The sequence below is a fragment of the Streptomyces sp. SCSIO 30461 genome, from assembly GCF_037023745.1.
Classification (GTDB): domain Bacteria; phylum Actinomycetota; class Actinomycetes; order Streptomycetales; family Streptomycetaceae; genus Streptomyces.
Genome location: NZ_CP146101.1, coordinates 6,534,836 through 6,554,631 on the forward strand (window position 1 = coordinate 6,534,836; position 19,796 = coordinate 6,554,631).

General features: G+C 69.6%; 16 protein-coding genes and 2 tRNA genes. 3 read left to right on the forward strand and 15 right to left on the reverse strand.

Annotation, left to right across the window (positions count from 1 at the left end):
- Positions 1-90 precede the first annotated feature (90 nt).
- Positions 91-2,964, reverse strand: a complete 2,874-nt coding sequence (leuS, locus tag V1460_RS29405; RefSeq protein WP_338676628.1) for a leucine--tRNA ligase — start codon at positions 2,962-2,964, stop codon at positions 91-93.
- 495 nt (positions 2,965-3,459) lie between these two features.
- Between leuS and V1460_RS29410 the strand changes: the two genes are divergently transcribed.
- Positions 3,460-5,145, forward strand: coding sequence for a hypothetical protein (locus V1460_RS29410; RefSeq protein ID WP_338676629.1), 1,686 nt, complete (start codon positions 3,460-3,462; stop codon positions 5,143-5,145).
- Positions 5,142-6,737 carry an NADH-ubiquinone oxidoreductase-F iron-sulfur binding region domain-containing protein gene (locus V1460_RS29415; protein ID WP_338676630.1) on the forward strand — a complete coding sequence of 532 codons (1,596 nt, stop codon included), beginning with the start codon at positions 5,142-5,144 and terminating at the stop codon, positions 6,735-6,737. Before V1460_RS29410 ends, V1460_RS29415 begins: the two co-directional genes overlap by 4 nt.
- A 72-nt stretch (positions 6,738-6,809) precedes the next feature.
- Here V1460_RS29415 and V1460_RS29420 read toward each other — a convergent pair.
- From V1460_RS29420 to V1460_RS29455, 8 genes are all read right to left on the reverse strand, one after another.
- Positions 6,810-6,882 (reverse strand) — tRNA-Ala (locus V1460_RS29420).
- A gap of 160 nt (positions 6,883-7,042) precedes the next feature.
- Positions 7,043-7,276: a hypothetical protein gene (locus V1460_RS29425; protein ID WP_338678256.1), complete on the reverse strand. Its 234-nt coding sequence runs from the start codon at positions 7,274-7,276 to the stop codon at positions 7,043-7,045.
- A gap of 359 nt (positions 7,277-7,635) precedes the next feature.
- Positions 7,636-7,708, reverse strand: a tRNA-Ala gene (locus tag V1460_RS29430).
- 205 nt (positions 7,709-7,913) lie between these two features.
- Positions 7,914-8,573 carry a histidine phosphatase family protein gene (locus V1460_RS29435; RefSeq protein ID WP_338678257.1) on the reverse strand — a complete coding sequence of 220 codons (660 nt, stop codon included), beginning with the start codon at positions 8,571-8,573 and terminating at the stop codon, positions 7,914-7,916.
- Positions 8,570-9,010: a ribosome silencing factor gene (rsfS, locus tag V1460_RS29440; RefSeq protein WP_338678258.1), complete on the reverse strand. Its 441-nt coding sequence runs from the start codon at positions 9,008-9,010 to the stop codon at positions 8,570-8,572. The genes V1460_RS29435 and rsfS overlap by 4 nt, the downstream gene beginning before the upstream one ends.
- Before the next feature lie 126 nt (positions 9,011-9,136).
- A complete protein-coding gene (locus tag V1460_RS29445) occupies positions 9,137-10,900 on the reverse strand; it encodes a LytR C-terminal domain-containing protein (protein WP_338676631.1) in 1,764 nt (587 codons plus the stop codon).
- A 19-nt stretch (positions 10,901-10,919) separates the two neighbouring features.
- Complete coding sequence (nadD, locus tag V1460_RS29450; RefSeq protein ID WP_338678259.1) at positions 10,920-11,537, reverse strand: nicotinate-nucleotide adenylyltransferase; 618 nt, start codon at positions 11,535-11,537, stop codon at positions 10,920-10,922.
- 44 nt (positions 11,538-11,581) lie between these two features.
- The gene (locus V1460_RS29455; protein WP_338676632.1) at positions 11,582-11,743 is read right to left on the reverse strand and encodes a hypothetical protein; all 162 of its coding nucleotides are present in this window, start codon (positions 11,741-11,743) and stop codon (positions 11,582-11,584) included.
- A 229-nt stretch (positions 11,744-11,972) separates the two neighbouring features.
- On the opposite strand from V1460_RS29455, the gene V1460_RS29460 reads away from it, so the two are divergent.
- Positions 11,973-13,058 carry a M48 family metallopeptidase gene (locus tag V1460_RS29460; protein ID WP_338676633.1) on the forward strand — a complete coding sequence of 362 codons (1,086 nt, stop codon included), beginning with the start codon at positions 11,973-11,975 and terminating at the stop codon, positions 13,056-13,058.
- 161 nt (positions 13,059-13,219) lie between these two features.
- Here V1460_RS29460 and V1460_RS29465 read toward each other — a convergent pair whose 3' ends face one another.
- The 6 genes from V1460_RS29465 to V1460_RS29490 form a co-directional block, all read right to left on the reverse strand.
- Entirely contained in the window at positions 13,220-14,305 is a 1,086-nt protein-coding gene (locus V1460_RS29465) for a hypothetical protein (RefSeq protein WP_338676634.1), read from the reverse strand.
- Positions 14,306-14,405: 100 nt separating this feature from the next.
- Complete coding sequence (locus tag V1460_RS29470; RefSeq protein WP_338676635.1) at positions 14,406-14,984, reverse strand: hypothetical protein; 579 nt, start codon at positions 14,982-14,984, stop codon at positions 14,406-14,408.
- A gap of 88 nt (positions 14,985-15,072) precedes the next feature.
- Positions 15,073-16,356 carry a glutamate-5-semialdehyde dehydrogenase gene (locus V1460_RS29475; RefSeq protein WP_338676636.1) on the reverse strand — a complete coding sequence of 428 codons (1,284 nt, stop codon included), beginning with the start codon at positions 16,354-16,356 and terminating at the stop codon, positions 15,073-15,075.
- A 208-nt stretch (positions 16,357-16,564) separates the two neighbouring features.
- Entirely contained in the window at positions 16,565-17,068 is a 504-nt protein-coding gene (locus V1460_RS29480; RefSeq protein WP_338676637.1) for a hypothetical protein, read from the reverse strand.
- A 295-nt stretch (positions 17,069-17,363) separates the two neighbouring features.
- Positions 17,364-18,470 carry a glutamate 5-kinase gene (gene proB, locus V1460_RS29485; protein WP_338676638.1) on the reverse strand — a complete coding sequence of 369 codons (1,107 nt, stop codon included), beginning with the start codon at positions 18,468-18,470 and terminating at the stop codon, positions 17,364-17,366.
- Between the two features lie 98 nt (positions 18,471-18,568).
- Positions 18,569-19,765 (reverse strand): glycosyltransferase family 2 protein, encoded by a 1,197-nt coding sequence (locus V1460_RS29490; RefSeq protein WP_407077641.1) that lies wholly within the window; start codon positions 19,763-19,765, stop codon positions 18,569-18,571.
- Positions 19,766-19,796: the final 31 nt, after the last annotated feature.

Below are 19,796 nucleotides of genomic sequence, written 5' to 3' on the forward strand. Positions count from 1 at the left end.
GGTAAACGGAGCGGGCAGGCCAGGGGTTCCATCGGAACCCCCAACCTGCCCTTAGGGGAAACTCCAGGGTCCTGGCGGACCCAGTCGGTCCTACGCGGTGACGATGTTCACCAGTTTCGGAGCCCGCACGACCACCTTGCGGATCCCGGCACCGTCCAGGGCCGCGACCACGGATTCATGCCCCATTGCCAGGGCTTCCAGCTCCGCGTCGGTGATCGACGGCGGGACCTCGATGCGCGCCTTGACCTTGCCCTTGATCTGCACCACGCAGGTGACCGCCTCGTCCACCGCGTACGCCGGGTCGGCGACCGGGAAGTCCTGGTGGACTACGGACTCGCTGTGCCCCAGGCGGTGCCACAGCTCTTCCGCGATGTGCGGGGCCAGCGGGGCGACCAGCAGGACCAGCCGCTCCGCGACCGACCGCGCCACGGGGCCGCCCGCCTTGGTCAGGTGGTTGTTCAGCTCGGTGATCTTGGCGATGGCGGTGTTGAAGCGCAGGGCGGCCATGTCCTGGGTGACACCGTCGATCGCCTTGTGCAGCGCGCGCAGCGTCGCCTCGTCGGGCTCGGCGTCCACGACGGTGACCTCGCCTGTCGCCTCGTCCACGACATTGCGCCACAGACGCTGGAGCAGCCGGTACTGGCCGACGACGGCGCGCGTGTCCCAGGGCCGGGAGACGTCCAGCGGGCCCATCGCCATCTCGTACAGGCGCAGGGTGTCCGCGCCGTACTCAACGGCGATCTCGTCCGGGGTGACGGCGTTCTTCAGGGACTTGCCCATCTTGCCCAGCTCGCGCTTGACCGGCTCGCCGGCGAAGAAGAACTTCCCGTCCCGCTCCTCGACCTCCGCGGCCGCCACCGGGAAGCCACGGCTGTCCCGGTAGACGTAGGCCTGGATCATGCCCTGGTTGAACAGCTTGTGGAACGGCTCGACGGACGAGACATGCCCCAGGTCGAACAGCACCTTGGACCAGAAGCGGGCGTACAGCAGGTGCAGCACGGCGTGCTCGGCACCGCCGACGTACAGGTCGACGCCGCCGTGTGGCTGACCTTCGCGTGGGCCCATCCAATACTGCTCGATCGCGGGGTCGACCAGCTGCTGCTCGTTGTGCGGGTCCAGGTAGCGCAGCTCGTACCAGCAGGAACCGGCCCAGTTGGGCATCGTGTTGGTCTCGCGGCGGTAGCGCCTGGCCCCGTCGCCCCGGCCCAGGTCCAGCTCGACATCAACCCATTCCCCGTTCCGCGACAGCGGGGTCTCAGGCTGGGTGTCGGCGTCGTCGGGCTCGAACGTCCGCGGTGCGTAGTCGTCGACCTCGGGCAGTTCCAGGGGCAGCATCGACTCGGGCAGCGCATGCGCCACCCCGTCCTCGTCATAGACGATGGGGAAGGGCTCGCCCCAGTAGCGCTGGCGGCTGAACAGCCAGTCGCGCAGCCGGAAGTTGATGGTCCCCTCACCGATACCGCGATCGGTCAGCCAGGTGATGATCTTCGACTTGGCCTCGTTGACGTCCAGGCCGTCCAGCGAGATCTCGTCGTTCGAGGAGTTGACGGCCGGGCCCTGACCGGTGAAGGCCTCGCCCTCCCAGCCGTCCGGCGGCTGCACGGTCCGGATGATGGGCAGGCCGAAGGCCTCGGCGAACTCCCAGTCGCGCTCGTCCTGGCCGGGGACGGCCATGATGGCGCCGGTGCCGTAGCCCATCAGCACGTAGTCGGCGACGAACACCGGGATCCGGCTGCCCGTGACGGGGTTCAGGGCGTACGCGCCGGTGAAGACACCCGTCTTGTCCTTGTGTTCGGTCTGCCGCTCGACGTCGCTCTTGGACTGGGCCTGCTTGCGGTAGGCGGCGACAGCTTCGGAGGGCGTCGCGGCGCCGCCGGTCCACAGCCCCCTGGCATCCTGCGGGACGTCTCGGGGCCACTCGGCGGGCAGGATCGCGTCGATCAGGCCGTGCTCGGGCGCCAGCACCATGTAGGTAGCGCCGAACAGGGTGTCGGGCCGAGTGGTGAAGACGGTGACCGGCTCGCCGTCGTGTCCCTCGACGGCGAAGTCGACGCGGGCCCCCTCACTGCGGCCGATCCAGTTGCGCTGCTGGAGCTTGATGGCCTCGGGCCAGTCCAGCGCGTCCAGATCGTCCAGCAGCCGGTCGGCGTAGGCGGTGATGCGCATGTTCCATTGGCGCAGGTTGGCCTTGAACACGGGGAAGTTGCCGCGTTCGGAGCGGCCGTCGGCGGTGACTTCCTCATTGGCCAGGACGGTGCCGAGACCGGGGCACCAGTTGACTGGGGCGTTCGACGCGTACGCCAGGCGGTACTGGCCCAGGGCCTCGGCGCGCTCGACGGCGCTCAGCTCGCTCCAGGGGCTTCCGGACGGGGTGGTGCGCTCGCCGCTCTCGAACTCCGCCACCAGGTCCGCGATCGGGCGAGCCTTCTTCGACTCGTGGTCGTACCAGGAGTCGAAGATCTGGGTGAAGATCCACTGGGTCCACTTGTAGTAGTCCGGGTCGATCGTCGCGAACGACCGGCGCTTGTCGTGGCCCAGGCCCAGACGGCGCAGCTGGGCCTTCATGTTCTCGATGTTGGCCTCGGTGGAGACCCGCGGGTGCGTGCCGGTCTGGACGGCGTACTGCTCGGCGGGCAGACCGAAGGCGTCGAAACCCAGGGTGTGCAGGACGTTGTGACCGGTCATCCGCTGGTGGCGGGCGTAGACGTCGGTCGCGATGTAACCGAGCGGGTGACCGACGTGCAGACCCGCACCCGAGGGGTACGGGAACATGTCCATGATGAACTTCTTGGGGCGGGCGGCGATGGCCGTGTCCCCGGCCAGGTCCCCGCTCGGGTTGGGCGCCTCGTACGTGCCGTCGGCGTCCCAGAAGTCCTGCCAGCGTGCCTCGATATCGGCGGCCATGGCCGCCGTATAGCGGTGCGGTGCGGCTACCTCGGCGGCACCCGTGTTGGTCTCGGTCATGATCCCTTAAAGCTCCATCGATCGTCTCTGCCGGCGGTCCCGGAACGGGCTGTGCCCACAAACAAAAGAACCCCTCACACAGGAGGGGACGCCGCGCCGACTCCGACCGGAAGAGTCACCGGTCGGGACTGGTCAGCGCGGCCCGCTAAGCAGACGGCGTACGGCACGCATGGCGTCAGGGTACCGCAGGGTGCGTACCCGGTGTGGAGGTCACCAGGAGAGCGCATCGACCGCCGCGGACACGCAGCGTTCACCTGTACACCAGCAGTGATCGCGATCTCGCCATCCGGAAACGTGATTCCGGCCACGCTCCTGCCGACTTGCGGGCGGTTTCGGGCCTCGAGTTACTCGGCGTATCGACCTGTTCCGGGGCAACCCCAGAGTCAGTTGCCGGTCGGACTGACCATTAAACGAGCAAAGTGCGTACTGCTTGGTATGGCTCGACCTAGCATGCGATCCACGGGACCGCTTTCCCGCACCATCGGAGTCGCCCCCATGAACCCACGTAGCAAGATCCGCTCATCGCCCGGCCAAGACCCGGGACTCAGCCGCCAGGTGCAGGGCGGACTGATCGTGGCCGCTCTTGTCATCCTTCCCGTGATCGCCGTCACCGGCAGCGACAGCTTCCGCGCCGCGCTCGATTTCGCCTCCGGTGTCCTCTCGCTGGTGTCGCTGTCCGCCTCGGTCGCCTGGGGCCTCCTCGCCACGGACCGGCTGCTCCTCAACACGCGCCAGCGGCTACTGGCCCAGGGCTTCCACCGCGGCACCGCGACAGCCTCGCTCGGTTTCCTGCTCCTTCATGCCGCCGTCAAGGTTTCGCTCGGTCATGTGTCACTGATAGGCGCGCTCATACCGTTCGGTCTCGGTGTCACCGGGACGTCCGCCCTCATCGGCTTCGGTTCGCTCGCCGGTCTGCTGATGATCGCCGCCGCGTCCACAGGAGCCGCGCGCAGCGCGCTCGCCGGAAACGTCCAGCTCGCGGCGCGTTGGCGTGCCCTGCACATGCTGGCCTACCCGGCCTGGTGCTTCGCACTCGTGCACGGCCTCTACGCGGGTCGCCCCGCCGCCACCTGGGTGACCACGATGTACTGCCTGGCGCTCGCCGGGGTGGTCGGTGTCGTCTCCCTGCGGCTGCTGCCGCGCCAGACCCAGCGCCAGGTGGCGGAGCACATCGTGAGCCTGATGGGAGGAGACCGACCGGCGGCCGAAGCCACCGAGGCATCCCTGCGCAACCTCTCCACCTCGCCGCTGCCCGGCACCTCCGGGAGCGGGGCCGAGTTCGAGCGCGAGTTCACGCGTCGACGCCCGGAGGGTCCCGACGAGCCGCTTGGGATGCCGTCCGCTCAGCCCCTGGGGTCGCCGCTCACCGCCGCCCTCGGCCAGCCGCTCACCCCGCCACTCGAGGACACTCCGCGCATTCCCGCGCCCTCACCCGCGCTGTACGAGGCGACGCCGTCGGCGTCGCTTTCAGCCGACGGCGGCGGCCCCGAGTCCTTCCTGGGCGGCATCCCCTCATCGCGTGGCCCGCTCCCCTCGGAAGGGCCCGGCACCGGGATATCCGCCGCCTATCGCGCGGTGTCCCGGGCCGCCGAGGGACCGGCCCGCACCACGGGCAGCATGCCGGTGGTGCCGTCCGGCGGTGTCCCCTTCGCCGAGCGGGTCCCGATGACCGAGGAACTGCCCGTCGTCGACGAGTCGGCCCTCCGGCCCGAGTCATGGCCGACACCCTCCCCGCCGCCGCCCGGTCAGGCCTTCGCCCCACCGGCCCCCGCGACCCGCTACGACACGGCCGGAACCGCTCCTTACGACACCGGCTCGATACCCGCGTACGACACCGGATCGGTGCCGGGGTACGGCACCGGATCCGTGCCGGCGTACGACACGGGCGCCATGCCCTCGTACGGCACCGGCTCGACGCCCGCCCACGACACCGGCGGCATCCCGGCCTACGGCAGTGGCGGTGTGCCCGCGTATGACACAGGAAGCATCCCGGCGTACGAGACGGGCGCCACGCCGCAGTACACCGACCCCTATGGCGCCGCTGCCGCCTACGGAAGCGGCGGCTACGCCGACCCGACCGCGCCCCGACCGTCGCTGGACGACACGCAACAAGCCCCCGGCCCGCTGTATCCGCCCACGGCCGGGGAGCCCTGGAACACACCCGCAGGAGATCGACCGTGAACGCCCCTCTCCCCGATGTCCCCGAAGTCCGTGTCGTCGGCCTCCCCCAACTGACGCAGGGCTTCGACCTGGTCGAGCGCCTCGACCTCCAGATGCACCTGAAGGTGCATGGTCCGCTCGAGCCCATGACCGGGGAGCGGCTGGCTCAGCTGGCCGAGAACATATCCCTGCGCGGCCGCGGCGGCGCGGGTTTCCCGTTTCACCAGAAGCTGCGGGCCGTGGCCAAAGCAGCCATCCGGCGGGGCGTACGGCCAGTCGTGGTGATCAACGCCAGTGAGGACGAGCCGGCGTGCCGCAAGGACACGGTGATGGTCAACCGGGCGCCCCACCTGATCCTGGACGGGGCCCTGCTCGCCGCAGAGGCACTGGGCGCCCGGACCCTGGTCGTGGCGGTGACGCGCAACTCCACCGAGGTCTCGATGCGTGCCGCGCTCGCTGAGCGGGGGCTGTCGGACCGGCGCGGCCAGACGCTGCGCGCGCGGGTGCAGCGCAACCCCGAGCGCATGGTCTCCGGCGAGGCCTCGGCGATCATCCGGGCGATCAACGGCGGCCCCGCGCTGCCCCCTGGCAGGCGTGAGCGCGCCGCCGAGTCCGGTGTCGGCGGCGCGCCGACGCTGCTGTCGAACGCGGAGACCTTCGCACAGTTGGCGGTGGCGGCCCGCGTCGGCGCCCGCCGCTACTGCCACTCCGGCCTGGAGAGCGAACCGGGCACAGTGATGCTGACGGTGTCCGGGGCTGTCGCGCGCCCCATGGTGCTGGAGGTGCCGACCGGTGTACCGCTGCGTTATGTGCTTCAGCTCGCGGGTGCTCCGCCGGTCCCCCAGGGTGTGCTGACCGGTGGTTACCACGGCAACTGGATCGATGCCGCCGCCACGCACGACGCGGTGATCTCGCGTGAGTCGCTGGCCAACGTGGGCGGTGCGCTCGGCGCGGGCGCGATCCTGCCGATCGGCCCCGAGACCTGTCCACTCGGCGAGGCGCAGCGGGTGGCGAACTGGTTGGCGGCCGAGACGGCCGGCCAGTGCGGTCCCTGCAAGTTGGGCCTGCCCGCGGCGGCCGGTGGCCTCTCCGATGTCATCAACGGAGGCGGACCGGCCGCCCTGGAGGCTCTGAGAGAGGTCACACAGGCCGTGAAGGGCCGCGGGGCGTGCAAGCACCCGGACGGCTCCGCGCGCTTCTTCGCGTCGACCCTGTCCGCGTTCACGGACGATCTGGCGGCGCACGTCCTGCACGGCGGCTGCGGCCGTGAGACGACCGGTGTGCTGCCCCTGCCCCTGCCCGGATACGAGGAGGCGGAGGAGTCGATCCCGAGCGGGGAGAAGCTCGCCATCGACTGGACACTGTGCAAGGGGCACGGCATCTGTGCCGAGATCGTGCCCGAGCTGATCCGCATGGGCCCCGACGGCTTCCCCACGGTGGCCGAGGCCGCGGTGCCGATGCATCTGCGGGGCCGGGCACAGCGTGTCGTACGGCGCTGCCCGGCACTCGCGATCCGGCTTGAGCAGGCGCCTGCGGAGAGGCGCCAGAAGCAGCGCCCGGAGCTGCCGAGTTCCGGTTCCGGACGCAAGGCGCTTGGCAGCGGCCGGGGCTGAGGGGACACGGGACAGACGAAGAGGGCCATCCGGATCGGATGGCCCTCTTCGTCTGCTCTCAACGAGCCGATGTGGAGCTAAGGAGAATTGAACTCCTGACCTCTTGCATGCCATGCAAGCGCTCTACCAACTGAGCTATAGCCCCTTGTTGTGTGTCGGCCTTCGGTTTCCCTCGCGGCGACAGAGAGAACATTACACGGTCACCCCGGTGGTTCAGCAAATCGTTTCCGGCACCCAAACCTTTAACCCGATATGCCTGCTTTGCAAGCCTCGACGAGTGGTCAACAGGGCGCCATCCGGACCGTTCAGGCCCTCGCGAACGAGTAGAACCTCTTGAGGGCGCAGTGCTCATCCAGCAGTCGACCGTAGATCGGTTCGCCCTCAAGCTCCCGATATGTCTCGATGGGATCGCCTTTTATGATCAACGCCCGCGCGCACTCTTCGCACCAGTACTGGTAGTCGGGGTTGACCGGATCCATGTCACGGACGATCGGTGTACCGCTGCCACACCAGTCGCACTTCCGCCTGTGTGCACCCATCATTCAGCTCCAGCTGTGGCCGCAAGCGGTGCACACGTACGAAATACCTCCGTTGCCGCCGAGCACTTGGGCGACCTGGGACGAACCACACGAGGGGCAACTGAGGTGAGCACGGGCCTCCACAGAGGCGAGCCGATCATCGCCCTCCTCGAGGCTGCCACCGGGCATCGCCCCTCCTCCCGTTCCGGCCGTCGTCTCCTCCGGCCGTCCCGATTCTGCCATGGCGCCGCCACGCGGCACGAGAACTGACGGAGACCTGGGAGAGCCGAGGAGGCCGCGCCGACCGGGGAGGCAGCGGTCGGGCGGCGAAGCACGAAAACCCGCCTCCACAAGGGAGACGGGATCGATGTGCGAGATTGTGGAGCTAAGGAGAATTGAACTCCTGACCTCTTGCATGCCATGCAAGCGCTCTACCAACTGAGCTATAGCCCCTTGCGTTCCTTGCGCCTCGCGTTTCGTGCTCCGCGCTGCGAACAAGAAGAACTTTAGCCTGTGACCAGCCGGAAAGTGAAATCCGGCCGGTCCGGCGGCGTGAGACGGAGCTGGCGGCCAGTCGGTGACCCGGCGGGCCCTGGTGGCCCGGCGGTCGGCAGCGGCCCGTTGGTCCGCAGTGGACCTGTGGCAGATGGCGTCCCGCTCAGTCGTCGTCCCCGAGCACCGGCTCGGGAAGCGTGCCCGCGTTGTGCTCCAGCAGGCGCCAACCGCGCGCGCCTTCACCGAGCACGGACCAGCAGCAGTTGGACAGCCCCCCGAGGCTCTCCCAGTGGTGCGCCTCAAGGCCCAGCAGCCGACCGATGGTGGTTCGGATCGTGCCACCGTGGCTGACCACGACGAGCGTGCCGCCGTCCGGCAGCTTGTCGGCGTGGTCCAGCACCAGGGGCGCGGCGCGGTCGGCGACCTCGGTCTCGAGCTCGCCACCGCCGCGGCGGACGGGCTCGCCTCGCTTCCAGGCGGCGTACTCCTCGCCGTACCGGGCCACGATCTCGTCATGGGTGAGCCCCTGCCACACACCCGCGTAGGTCTCGCGCAGGGCCGGGTCGAGGATGATGTCGTGGCCGGTGAGGGCGGCGAGCTGGCCGGCCGTGGCAGCCGCCCGTTTCAGATCCGACGCGATGATCACGTCGGGTCTGAGCGAAGCGAGCAGGCGGGCGGCACGGCGGGCCTGACCGACGCCGGTCTCCGTCAGCTCGATGTCCGTCGACCCCTGGAAGCGGCGCTCAAGGTTCCAGGCCGTCTGGCCGTGCCGCCACAGAACGATGCGGCGTTCCCTGCCCCTGCCCTGGTCCGTGGCACTCAGCTCAGCTCACCATCCGTTTCGACGCCGTCCCCCATGAGACGGGCGTGCTCTGCGCCCTTGCCGCGGGTCTTCAGCGCGTCCTCGGGCAGCGGCAGCTCGGGGCAGTCCTTCCACAGCCGCTCCAGGGCGTAGAAGACCCGCTCCTCGCTGTGCTGGACATGCACGACGATGTCGACATAGTCGAGGAGGATCCAACGTGCGTCGCGGTCGCCCTCACGGCGCACCGGCTTGGCGCCGAGTTCCTTGAGGAGCCGCTCCTCGATCTCGTCCACGATCGATTTGACCTGACGGTCGTTGGGCGCGGAGGCAAGCAGGAAGGCGTCGGTGATCGAGAGGACGTCACTGACGTCGTACGCGATGATGTCGTGCGCGAGCCGGTCGGCCGCCGCCTGGGCGGCGGCGTTGACGAGCTCCATGGAGCGGTCCGTGGCGGTCACAAGCAGGCTTTCGTCGGCGGTCAAGACCCTCCAAGGATCTCACGGACCGCCGACAGTCCACGCGGTGATTGATTCGGCGCTCCGCGGCACCTGGCTCCCCTCCTCTGAGCCCGAGGAGCCGCCCTGCTACTTCGGGACCTCGTAGTCGCCGCCGAGCACCACTGTGACATCCGCGTTCGATGCGGCCTTGCCCTTCTTGACGGCCTTCTCAGGCAGCCCGAGCGTCTTGGCGACTTCCACGGCCTTGGGCTTGCCTGCCTCGTCCGCGTACAAGACCTGCGAGGACGGGACGGCGTCCGACTTGCCCGCGTCCACGAAGGAGTAACCGCCGTTGACCAGGACGATCCGGGCCGCCTCGGCGGCGTCGGCGTCGCCGGTCGCGTTTCGGACACCCACCCGCACCGCCGCACCCTGCTCGGGGGCACTGACCTTGCCGCCCAGGACGTCCTTGACGACTCGGTCGCCGGCTTCCTCGCTGAGTGTCCCGTCCTGCCGGACCGGTAGCAGCGCGGTCTTGTAGTCACCGCCCTTGGCGTACTCCGACAGTGTGGCGAGCGAGGCTCCCAGGTCCTTCTCGGGCAGTGACGGGTCGAGGATCTGCGCGAGGGTCTCGATGGTCACCGTGGCGGCCTGGGGGTCGCTGGAGAGCTTCCGCAGCACTCCGTACATGACCTGGCCGAAGCGCTGGAGCTGGGCCGCCTCGGTCTCACCGCTGCCGCGGTAGGTGGCGTAGCCCACGGCCATCCTGCCGTTGAGGGTCTGGTTCTCGCCCTTCTCGACCAGCGGCTGCTCGCCCTCCTTGGCCCCGGGCACCTCGGTGTCGGTGGTGATGTCGACGCCGCCGACGAGCTCGACCAAGTTCTCCAGATAGGGGGTGTCGAGCCGCCAGGTACCGGTGATCTCGGTGCCGAGCAGGTTACCGATCGACTCGCGGGTGCCGGCGGAGCCGTCGTCGTCGACGGACTTGCCGAGGGTGGTACCGGCGCCCTCGTCGTCCGCGACCGCGAGAGAGTTCGGAAGCAGGACGGTGGTGCCCTGCTTGGTGGTCTCGTTGTCGACGAGCAGGGCGGTGGAGGTACCGCCCTTCTTGGTGTTGTGCAGGTGGAGCACGATGACGTCGCGCTTCTGCGGGCCCGACGCGGCGGTCTCGGAGCCATCGGGGCCGCCGGCGCCGGGCAGCTTGCCCGCGGACCAGAGGTATCCCACGCCGCCGATGAGCGCGAGAGCCAGAACGACGACGAGAGCCACCCCTCTGTTGCGCCCCCGCCGCTTGGCTTCCTCGCGCCGTTCGGAACGGCTCTCGGTGAACTTGAGCCAGTCGATCACATCTTCGGAGTCCTCGTCAGGCTCCTCGATGAACGAGAACTGCTCGGTGCGGTACTCGCGCTGCTCGGCACCAAAGCCCCCGTCGTCGGTGGGGCGGCGCTGACCTGGTACGTGGGCGGTCCGGTCGGGCTCGTGACGCGGGTCGGGAGCGCCGTAGGCGTCGTACCGGTCGCTGTCGACGCGGTCCGTCTGGCCGTCCTGCCCGCCGTCGTACCCATGAGCGGGCCCCGGCTCGGGGACGTTCCCGGTGGCGCTCGGTTGCGGGGCGCCCTGCCAGCCGTACGAGTCCTGGCCGTAGGCCCCCTGGCTATGGGCCTCCTGGCTGTACGAGTCCTGGCCGTGCTGCTGTGTGTAAGGGTCGCTTCCGTGTCCGTACGCGTGGGTGTGGCCGTGACCCGGCTGCTGGGCCTGCTCCGGATACTGCTGCTGTCCGTACGGGTCGTACCCGCGGGGCTGCGGGGAGTGCTGGGGCTGCTGGTAGACCGGCTGCCCGTACTCGTCGTAGCCGATGATGTGCGGCTGCTGTGAGTAGTACGGGTCGTACGGGTTGTGCTGGTCGTTCACCGCTGCCCCTCTCCGTGGCTCACTCGCCGCGGTACAACTGGCGCTTGTCGATGTACCGCACCACACCGTCCGGCACCAGATACCAGACCGGATCCCCCTCCGCGACCCTCGCCCGGCAATCGGTGGAGGAGATGGCGAGTGCCGGAACCTCGACGAGCGAGACGCCGCCCTCGGGCAGTCCGTCATCCGTCAGATCGTGGCCTGGCCGCGTGACACCGATGAAGTGGGCGAGCGCGAAGAGCTCTTCGGCGTCCCGCCAGGTGAGGATCTGGGCGAGCGCGTCCGCACCGGTGATGAAGAAGAGGTCCGCGTCGCTGTTGAGCGCGCGCAGATCTCGCAGGGTGTCGATGGTGTAGGTCGGACCACCGCGGTCGATGTCGATACGGCTCACCGAGAACTGGGGGTTGGACGCCGTGGCGATGACCGTCATCAGATACCGGTCCTCGGCAGGGGAAACCGCCTTGTGGCTCTTCTGCCACGGCTGTCCGGTGGGCACGAACACCACCTCGTCGAGGTGGAAGAGGGCGGCCACTTCACTGGCCGCCACCAAGTGGCCGTGATGGATCGGGTCGAATGTCCCGCCCATGACGCCGAGTCGGCGCTTGCCGCCCCTCGTGGGCAGTTCCTGTTTTCCCATACCCATGCGTGCAGAGCCTACTGGCACGGCCGTCCGGCCCCGTATCAGCGGTCGCGGTTGAAGCGGGTGGTGATCCACAGCAGCAGCAGCAGGGCGCCGAATGCCCCGAAGCCGGTGAGGTAGGGGCTGAGGCTTTCGTGGTTGCCACCGTGCTCTGCACCCTCGGCGAGAGTGACCAGGCTGGCGGCGGTGCTGGCGAGGCTCATCTTCTACAGGACCTATCGATCGGGGAGTCGGACCGGAGACTTCGCGCACATCGTATGCGCCGGGTGCGGGCACGCTCACGCCGACTCAGTCGTTGGGGCAACCGGGGTTGTCCACAGGCCCGGCGACATCGCGACCGCAGACCCTAGTCTGGGGTCTGCCAGAGGGGCGGGGCCTGGGACGGACCGCCACCACTGGTGGGAACGGCTGGCTAGGAACAGGGGGCATACGATGACCGACAGCAATTCCGGCAGCGAGAAAGTGCCGAGCAGGCAACGCCGTCGCTTCCCCGGAATCTCCTCCCGGGCTTACGAGCATCCGGCGGACCGCTCGGCGCTGGTCGCGCTGCGCAAGCTCAGCGGCTTCGACACGGTATTCAAGGCCCTGAGCGGGCTGCTGCCGGAGAGAAGCCTCCGGCTGCTCTTCCTGTCCGACTCCGTACGGGTCGGCGACGCCCAGTTCGCCCACCTCAACGACATGCTCCGCGACGCCTGCTACATCCTGGACCTGGAGAAGGTCCCGCCGATGTACGTCACGCAGGATCCGAAGCCCAACGCGATGTGCATCGGCCTCGACGAGCCGATCATCGTCGTCACGACCGGCCTGGTGGAGTTGCTCGACGAGGAGGAGATGCGGGCCGTCATCGGCCACGAGGTGGGACACGCCCTGTCCGGCCATGCGGTGTACCGGACGATACTCCTCTTCCTCACCAATCTGGCGCTCAAGGTGGCGTGGATACCGCTCGGCAATGTCGCGATCATGGCGATAGTCACGGCGCTGCGCGAGTGGTTCCGGAAGTCGGAGCTCTCGGCGGACCGTGCGGGACTGCTGGTGGGCCAGGATCTCCAGGCGTCGATGCGGGGCTTGATGAAGATCGCCGGCGGTAACCACCTGCACGAGATGAACGTCGACGCGTTCCTGGAGCAGGCGGAGGAGTACGAGGCGGGCGGGGACCTGCGCGACTCGGTGCTCAAGATACTCAACCTGCTTCCGCGCTCCCACCCCTTCACCACGGTGCGTGCCGCGGAGCTGAAGAAATGGGCCGAGAGCCGTGACTACCAGCGGATCCTCGACGGCCACTACCCGCGCCGCACCGAGGACAAGGACACGTCCGTCACGGACTCCATCCGCGAGTCGGCCGCGCACTACGCGGGTTCGGTGCGGACGAGCAAGGACCCTCTGATGAAGCTGGTCGGAGACATAGCCGGGGGCGCGGGCGACCTCGGCGGCCGGCTGCGGGACAAGTTCACGGGCGCGGGCGGCACGGGCGGTCAGAGCGGCGAACGCCGGGCGGACGAGGAGGGCGGCAGGGACTGAGACCGGCCGGGAACGCCCGGACACCGGGCTCGCCGGAGACTGGAGCTCCTGAGGGTCCGTGGGAAGCGGGAAGCCGGGGAAGGCGAGGTCCTTCGCCCTGGCGGGGCCGCTGGAGGTACGGAGACCGCAGCCGTGATGTGGGGAGGGGTCCCCCGGACATGTCAGGTGGTAGGCGGCGCGGTGGGCTGGGCGCCCGGGGCGAGTGAGCCGCAGAAGGCGGCGGTGGCACGCCCGGTCTGGTAGGGGTCGGTGGCGGCAGGGCCCGTACCGTTCGCACGCCGACCTGCCAGCAGCGGGTCCAGGGCGCCGGAAGGATCGGCGGAGCAGGCCATCGGGCCGGCCTGGGTGTAGCTGGAGAGCAGCTCCGCCCGGTGGGTGCGCAGATCTTCGAGGTCGAAGCGGAAGCGCAGTTCACGGCGGACGGTGAAGAGGGAGGAGTCATTCACGCGCGGGCCGGTGTCAGCCGGGCGGAGCGCGTAGGTGAAGGTGTGGTCCGAGGCGACCTCAAGCGCGTTGGAACCGGCGTCGGTGACCCTGAGGGTGCCATGGACCCGTATCTCGGGGTCGGCGAGTGCGGCCTTCGCGGGGTCGAAGCGCACCAGCCAGCCGGTCGCCGCGTGGCGGCCGTCGTTGACGGGGGCGTCCACGGAGCGGTCGAACTGCTCGATCTGGTCCGGGTCGAGCAGCACCCGTACCGGTCGCGTGGAGCTGCCGCCCAGAACGGCGGGGTCGAGCGAGGACTTCACCAGGTAGTCCTTGGCTATGGTCAGCGCGGTCATGACCTGGCTTTGGGAGAAATTGCCGGTGCGCTCCACCGCCGGAAGGGTGATTCCGGCGGCTCCCGAGCGGTACTGGGCGGCGGGGCTGCGCGCGTACAGCTGGGCGGGGTCTCCACCGGGCACGGTGCCTAGCGGGGCCAGGGGTATCACCATGCTCCGCAGCGGCTCTGCGGGCTGGGAGGGGGTGGGCTGGTAGGGATGGCGGACGCCCATGTAGATCGCGGTGCCGAAGGCCACGGCTATCAGCAGCAGCAGGAGGACCACCTGCTTGGCCCCGGTCCACATCCGCCAGCCGGGACGGCTGCGGACGGCCCTGGCGTGGTCGCCCATCCGCTCCCGGGCGGAGTACTCCTGAAGGCGGGCAGCACGGACGAACGATTCGTCGAACACGACGGATCCGTATTCGTCGTCGCCTCCGCCGGGGAGCCCCTCGGGATTCCCCTCAGGTGGGTCTCCACGCCCTGCCATATCTTCAGGGTAGGTCTGGAGGGTCGAACGTAAACGCGGAGCCGATCGACAAGTTCGGACAAGTGTTCCCTTTGGGGTCTGCTGAGTCGACGCCCGAGCCTCAGGGAATCTGAGGGACGACAGAGACGGGGGATGGCATCCGATCGTCCGGGTCGGGTATCGCCGATGGCCGGTCGACGCCGGTGGTGGCGGGCTGAGGGACACTGTCCTGCCGATTGCCTGACGCGCCCCGGTAGACGGCGCCAAAGGCGAGAGCGACCATGCCGATCCCCATCACCAGCGCGAGCACCCATGCGACGGGGCGGTGCCAGTGCGCGGTGCCGCGGTAGGGGCGCAGTGCGCCGCCGTGCGGGCCGTAGGGGTCCAGGTCCTGCAGTCCGCGGTCGTCGTAGGCGTCGTACAGGCGGGCGTGGCCGTACGCACCGCCCGGGCCGTAACCATCGTCGTAGAACTCGTCGTCAGCAGACCCTCCGCCCGCACGCGCCCGCGCGGCCTCGGCTTCTGCGCGTGCTTGGGCGGCGGCAATCAGGCGCTCGGCCGCGGAGAGCTCATGGAAGAGGGCGGCCCGGACGAAGTCCTCGTCGAACGCCACGGAGGCGAAGTCCTCATCCGCGCCTCCGCGGTCGTCGTCGGGCTCCCAGCCGTCCGGAAACGGCCTGCCCCCCACGTCGTCCGGCACGCCATCAGCGTAGACCGGGCCGGGGGATTTGGGCAGGGAGTGCGGGGAAGTGCCCGCACTCCCTCACCACCCTGCGATCACGTCGGCATCACCTGGTGTGACCGTCACCGGTGACGATGTACTTCGTCGAGGTGAGCTCGGGAAGCCCCATCGGGCCGCGGGCGTGCAGCTTCTGCGTGGAGATCCCGATCTCGGCGCCGAAGCCGAACTGACCACCGTCCGTGAATCGGGTGGACGCGTTCACAGCCACGGTCGTGGAGTCGACCAATTGGGTGAACCTGCGGGCCGCGGCCTGGGAGGTGGTGACGATGGCCTCGGTGTGACCGGACGACCAGAGCCGGATGTGCTCGACGGCCTTGTCCAGAGAGTCGACCACCGCGGCGGCGATGTCGTGGGAGAGGTATTCGGTCTCCCAGTCCTCCGGCGTCGCGGGGACGACGGTGGCCTTGGTGCCCTTGGCGTACTCCGAGGTCCGCTCGTCGGCGTGGACGGTGACCCCGGCCTCGGCGAGGGCGTCCAGGGCGCGGGGCAGGAAGGCGGCGGCGATGTCCTGGTGCACCAGCAGGGTCTCGGCGGCGTTGCAGACGCTGACCCGGTGCGCCTTGGAGTTGATGAGGATGTCGACCGCCATGTCGAGATCGGTCTCGGCGTCGACATAGACGTGGCAGTTGCCGGTGCCCGTCTCGATGACCGGCACCGTGGACTCCTCCACGACGGTCCTGATGAGGGAGGCGCCGCCGCGCGGGATGAGCACATCCACCAGGCCGCGGGCGCGCATCAGCTCACGGACGGAATCACGGCTCTCACCAGGGACGAGCTGCACCGCGTCGGCGGGCAGCCCTGCTCCGCCGACGGCGTCGCGCAGCACTCGCACCAGCGCGGTGTTCGACGCGTAGGCGGAGGAGGAGCCTCGCAGCAGCACCGCGTTCCCGGACTTCAGGCAGAGCGCAGCCGCGTCAACGGTCACGTTCGGACGGGCCTCGTAGATGATGCCGACGACACCGAGGGGAACACGGACCTGCCTCAGATCGATGCCGTTGGGCAGCGTGGACCCGCGTACGACCTCACCGACGGGGTCCGGCAGCGCGGCCACGTCACGGACGTCCGCCGCGATGGCACGGACCCGCTCAGGCGTCAGGGTGAGCCGGTCGATGATGGCCTCGCTGGTCCCCGCCTCGCGGGCGCGGGCGATGTCCTCGGCGTTGGCCTCCACGATCTCCGCGGTACGCACCTCGAGGGCGTCGGCAATCGCCAGCAGGGCATCGTCCTTGACCGCGCGCGGAAGTGGCGCGATCTCTGCGGCGGCTGCGCGGGCCCGGTAGGCGGCCTGGGTGACCGGGGACATGTCGTCGTACGGGGAGAGCGAGGTCATGCCCGCAGGGTAATGCGCCTGCCGCGGACATCCGGCACCGTATCCCGCACTGCGAGACGGACCCCTGGCCCAGCGCCGGTCCACGGCCCGGGAAAGACGGGTCCGATGGCCGATCCATGCGGTCGCCCGCCACGGATTTCCCGGACCCGCTCCCAGGCTCGGTGCGGAGTTCAGGAGTCCGAGGCGGCGGCCCGGAGACCGCGGAGCCTCAGTACGGGTGGACGCCGACAGGGGCCGCGGGTGGCGGGCCGTACCCCTCCGCGATGCGCTGGTGGTACGTCTCGCGGTCGATGACCTCCAGGCCGACGATCTCCCAGGGCGGCAGCTTGGCACTGGAACGGTGCTCGCCCCACAGCCGCAGCGCCACCGCAGCGGCATCGTGCAGATCGCGGGCCTCTTCCCAGTAGCGGATCTCGGCGTGATCGTTGGCATAGCGGCTGGTCAGCAGGAACGGATGGTCATGGGCCAGTTGCTCCAGACCTCGCCTGACCTCCTTGAGCGGGGTCTCGGCGCCCGAGACGCACAAGGTGATGTGCCAGAGCCTGGACAGCGCGCCATCGCCCTCGGGCGCCTCCGCGGAGCCCGGCTCGTTGAAGTCCGCGCCTGCCTCCACGCTGGTGAGGGCACGCGGCTCCCCCACCGCCCTGCGGGTCCGTGCGATCGCGCTGCCTCCTGTCCCCCGGGGCGCCGCCCCTGGGCGCGCTCGTCTCACCGGCGACCTCCTGTTGCTCCGTTGCCGTTCCCGGGCCCCGTCCTGCCCCCTGACGGAAGTCCCTCTGACAAAGTCCCCCGGACAAAGTTGACCAGTCCCGGGGCGCACGTGTGGCGGTTTTGGTAAACGTCCCCGCCGGAGGGCGGGAGTTTCAGCCGTTTCGCAGCCCGTTCCCCATTTCGTTCCGCACTCGTTCCGATGCGCCGTTCCGCACTCGCTCCGATGCGGCCCTGTGCCGATCCCGAGAGGCCGAGCGAGCACCGCCCCGGTGCCCGCTCCGACCCCGGGTCAGCGGTCAGCGGGTCAGTACGACGAGATCGTCACGGTGGATGACCTCGCGCTCGTAGCCCGGACCCAGCTCCTTGGCGAGCTCCCGCGTGGAGCGGCCGATGAGCTGCGGGATCTCCCTGGCGTCGAAGTTGACGAGCCCGCGAGCCACCGGTCTGCCCTCGGCATCGCGCAGTTCCACCGGGTCCCCCGCGGTGAACTCCCCCTCCACCCCGGCGATGCCGGCCGGCAGCAGGGACTTCCTTCCTTCGACGATCGCCCGTACGGCCCCGGCGTCAAGCGTCAGCGATCCCCGCGGAGTCGAGGCGTGGGCGAGCCACAGCAGCCGATCGGCGGTGCGGCGCCCCGTACGGTGGAACCAGGTGCCCGTGTCCCGCCCGGCGAGGGCGTCCGCGGCCCGGCTGGCGGAAGTGAGCACCACGGGCACACCCGCGGCTGCGGCGATCCGAGCCGCCTCGACCTTGGTGACCATGCCCCCGGTGCCGACACCCGCCTTGCCCGCCGAGCCGATCGAGACACCCTCCAAGTCGGCGGGGCCCCGGACCTCCTCGATCCTGGAGGTGCCCGGCCTGCCGGGGTCACCGTTGTAGAGGCCGTCCACATCCGAGAGCAGCACCAGCAGATCGGCGCGCACGAGATGGGCGACCAAGGCGGCGAGCCGGTCGTTGTCACCGAAACGGATCTCGTCCGTGGCGACGGTGTCGTTCTCGTTGACGACCGGTACCGCGCCCATGGTCAGCAACTGGTCGAGGGTGCGGTACGCGTTGCGGTAGTGGGCGCGCCGGCTGGTGTCGTCGGTGGTGAGGAGCACCTGACCGACCCGCACGCCATAGCGGGCGAAGGAGGCGGTGTAGCGGGCGACGAGCAGGCCCTGGCCGACACTGGCGGCGGCCTGCTGGCGGGCGAGGTCCTTGGGGCGCCGGGCCAGTCCGAGGGGAGCGAGTCCGGCCGCGATGGCACCGCTGGAGACCAGGACGATCTCCTTCTCGCCGCCGCTGCGGGCCTTGGCCAGCACATCGACGAGTGCGTCCACCCGGTCCGCGTCGAGGCCGCCCGCTGCGGTGGTGAGTGAGGACGAGCCGACCTTGACGACGATCCTGCGGGCGTCCGCCACGCCCTTTCGGTGTTCCCTGACCACTGACCCCGCCGCCCCTGACTGCCTCGCACCTGTCACAGGGCGAATCTATGCCAGTGCGTGACCTCGGTGCTCGCTCATTTCGACCGATGGACATACCGCCCACCGTCGACCGCTGTGGGTGCCGGGCCCCGGTCCGCCATCCGACCGGCCAGATGGCGCGCTCGCCGTGCCGCCCGTCTGAGCAGCGGCAGACGCGGCTCGATCCGCAACTCGCCGATCTGCTCGGTCACCGTGATCTCGTAGGCGGCAGGTGGAATCCCCGGCCCCGGCGGTGCCGGAGTGTCGAAGTGCGGATACGCCAGATAGATGCGGCCGCGGCGGTGCACCACATCGGGCAGCCGCCCCTCCTGGCAGAAGTCGAGCACGTCCCTGAGCGGGCCGGGACGGCCCAGCGCCACACTCGTGAGCCGCAGCCGCTGCTCGACCCTGAGCCGGCGCGCCACACCAGGCGTCCAGTAGGCGGCCATCAGCGGGGCCGCCAGTTCCATCTTGTGCCGCAGATACTCGTCGGGCTGTCGCAATACCACGGGGCCGAACTGGGGTAGCAGGGTGACCGTGAAGGGCCTGACCATCAGCTGGTCGCGGCGAGGGCCGGGCGGCAGGTGCGCGGCGATCAGCCCCATCAGGGCACGCGCAGAGTCGAAGCGGGACGTGTAGCTGCCGGTCTTGGTGAGGTGTTTGCCGTCCTCGCGCCCCACGAGGTAGTAGCAGGCCCGGTCGGCGACTACGGAGATTCCCGAGGCGCGCAGGTACGCCTCCATCGTGAACAGCGCGTCCTCGCCGGTGCGCAGGGACTCGTCGAACCTGATGCCGTGCCGTACGAGCAGTTCGCGCCGGAACAGCTTCTGCGCGCTCAACGCGTACTTGACGTTGGAGGTGTAAAGGTCGGCGCGCCGCACGGTCCGGGTGTACATCGACGTGGCGACTCCGCGGTTGACCCCGACCACCTTGCCGGCCACCACGTCGGTGCCCGCGAGGTCGGCCATGGCGACGAGGGCCGCGAGCGCCTCGTGCCCCAGGTAGTCGTCGGCGTCGAGGAAGAAGACGTACCGGCCGCGGGCCATGGTCAGACCGAGGTTGCGCGGACCGCCGGGAGCACCGGAGTTGGGCTGGTGCACCACCCGCATGGGCACCGGAGTCCGGGCGGCGAACCGATCGAGGTACGCGCCCGTGCCGTCGGTCGAGCCGTCGTCCACGGCGATGATCTCCATGTGCTCCGGAGGCAGCGTCTGGGCTTCGACGGAATCGAGGCACTTCACCAGATAGGGCATCGCCTCATAGGCGGCGATGACCACGCTGACA

Coding starts and splice junctions, on each gene's coding strand:
- leuS (WP_338676628.1), bottom strand. CDS start 2,964: ATGACCGAGACCAACACGGGTGCCGCCGAGGTAGCCGCACCGCACCGC.
- V1460_RS29410 (WP_338676629.1), top strand. CDS start 3,460: ATGAACCCACGTAGCAAGATCCGCTCATCGCCCGGCCAAGACCCGGGA.
- V1460_RS29425 (WP_338678256.1), bottom strand. CDS start 7,276: ATGGGTGCACACAGGCGGAAGTGCGACTGGTGTGGCAGCGGTACACCG.
- nadD (WP_338678259.1), bottom strand. CDS start 11,537: ATGGGAAAACAGGAACTGCCCACGAGGGGCGGCAAGCGCCGACTCGGC.
- V1460_RS29455 (WP_338676632.1), bottom strand. CDS start 11,743: ATGAGCCTCGCCAGCACCGCCGCCAGCCTGGTCACTCTCGCCGAGGGT.
- V1460_RS29460 (WP_338676633.1), top strand. CDS start 11,973: ATGACCGACAGCAATTCCGGCAGCGAGAAAGTGCCGAGCAGGCAACGC.
- V1460_RS29465 (WP_338676634.1), bottom strand. CDS start 14,305: ATGGCAGGGCGTGGAGACCCACCTGAGGGGAATCCCGAGGGGCTCCCC.
- V1460_RS29475 (WP_338676636.1), bottom strand. CDS start 16,356: ATGACCTCGCTCTCCCCGTACGACGACATGTCCCCGGTCACCCAGGCC.
- V1460_RS29490 (WP_407077641.1), bottom strand. CDS start 19,765: ATGCCCTATCTGGTGAAGTGCCTCGATTCCGTCGAAGCCCAGACGCTG.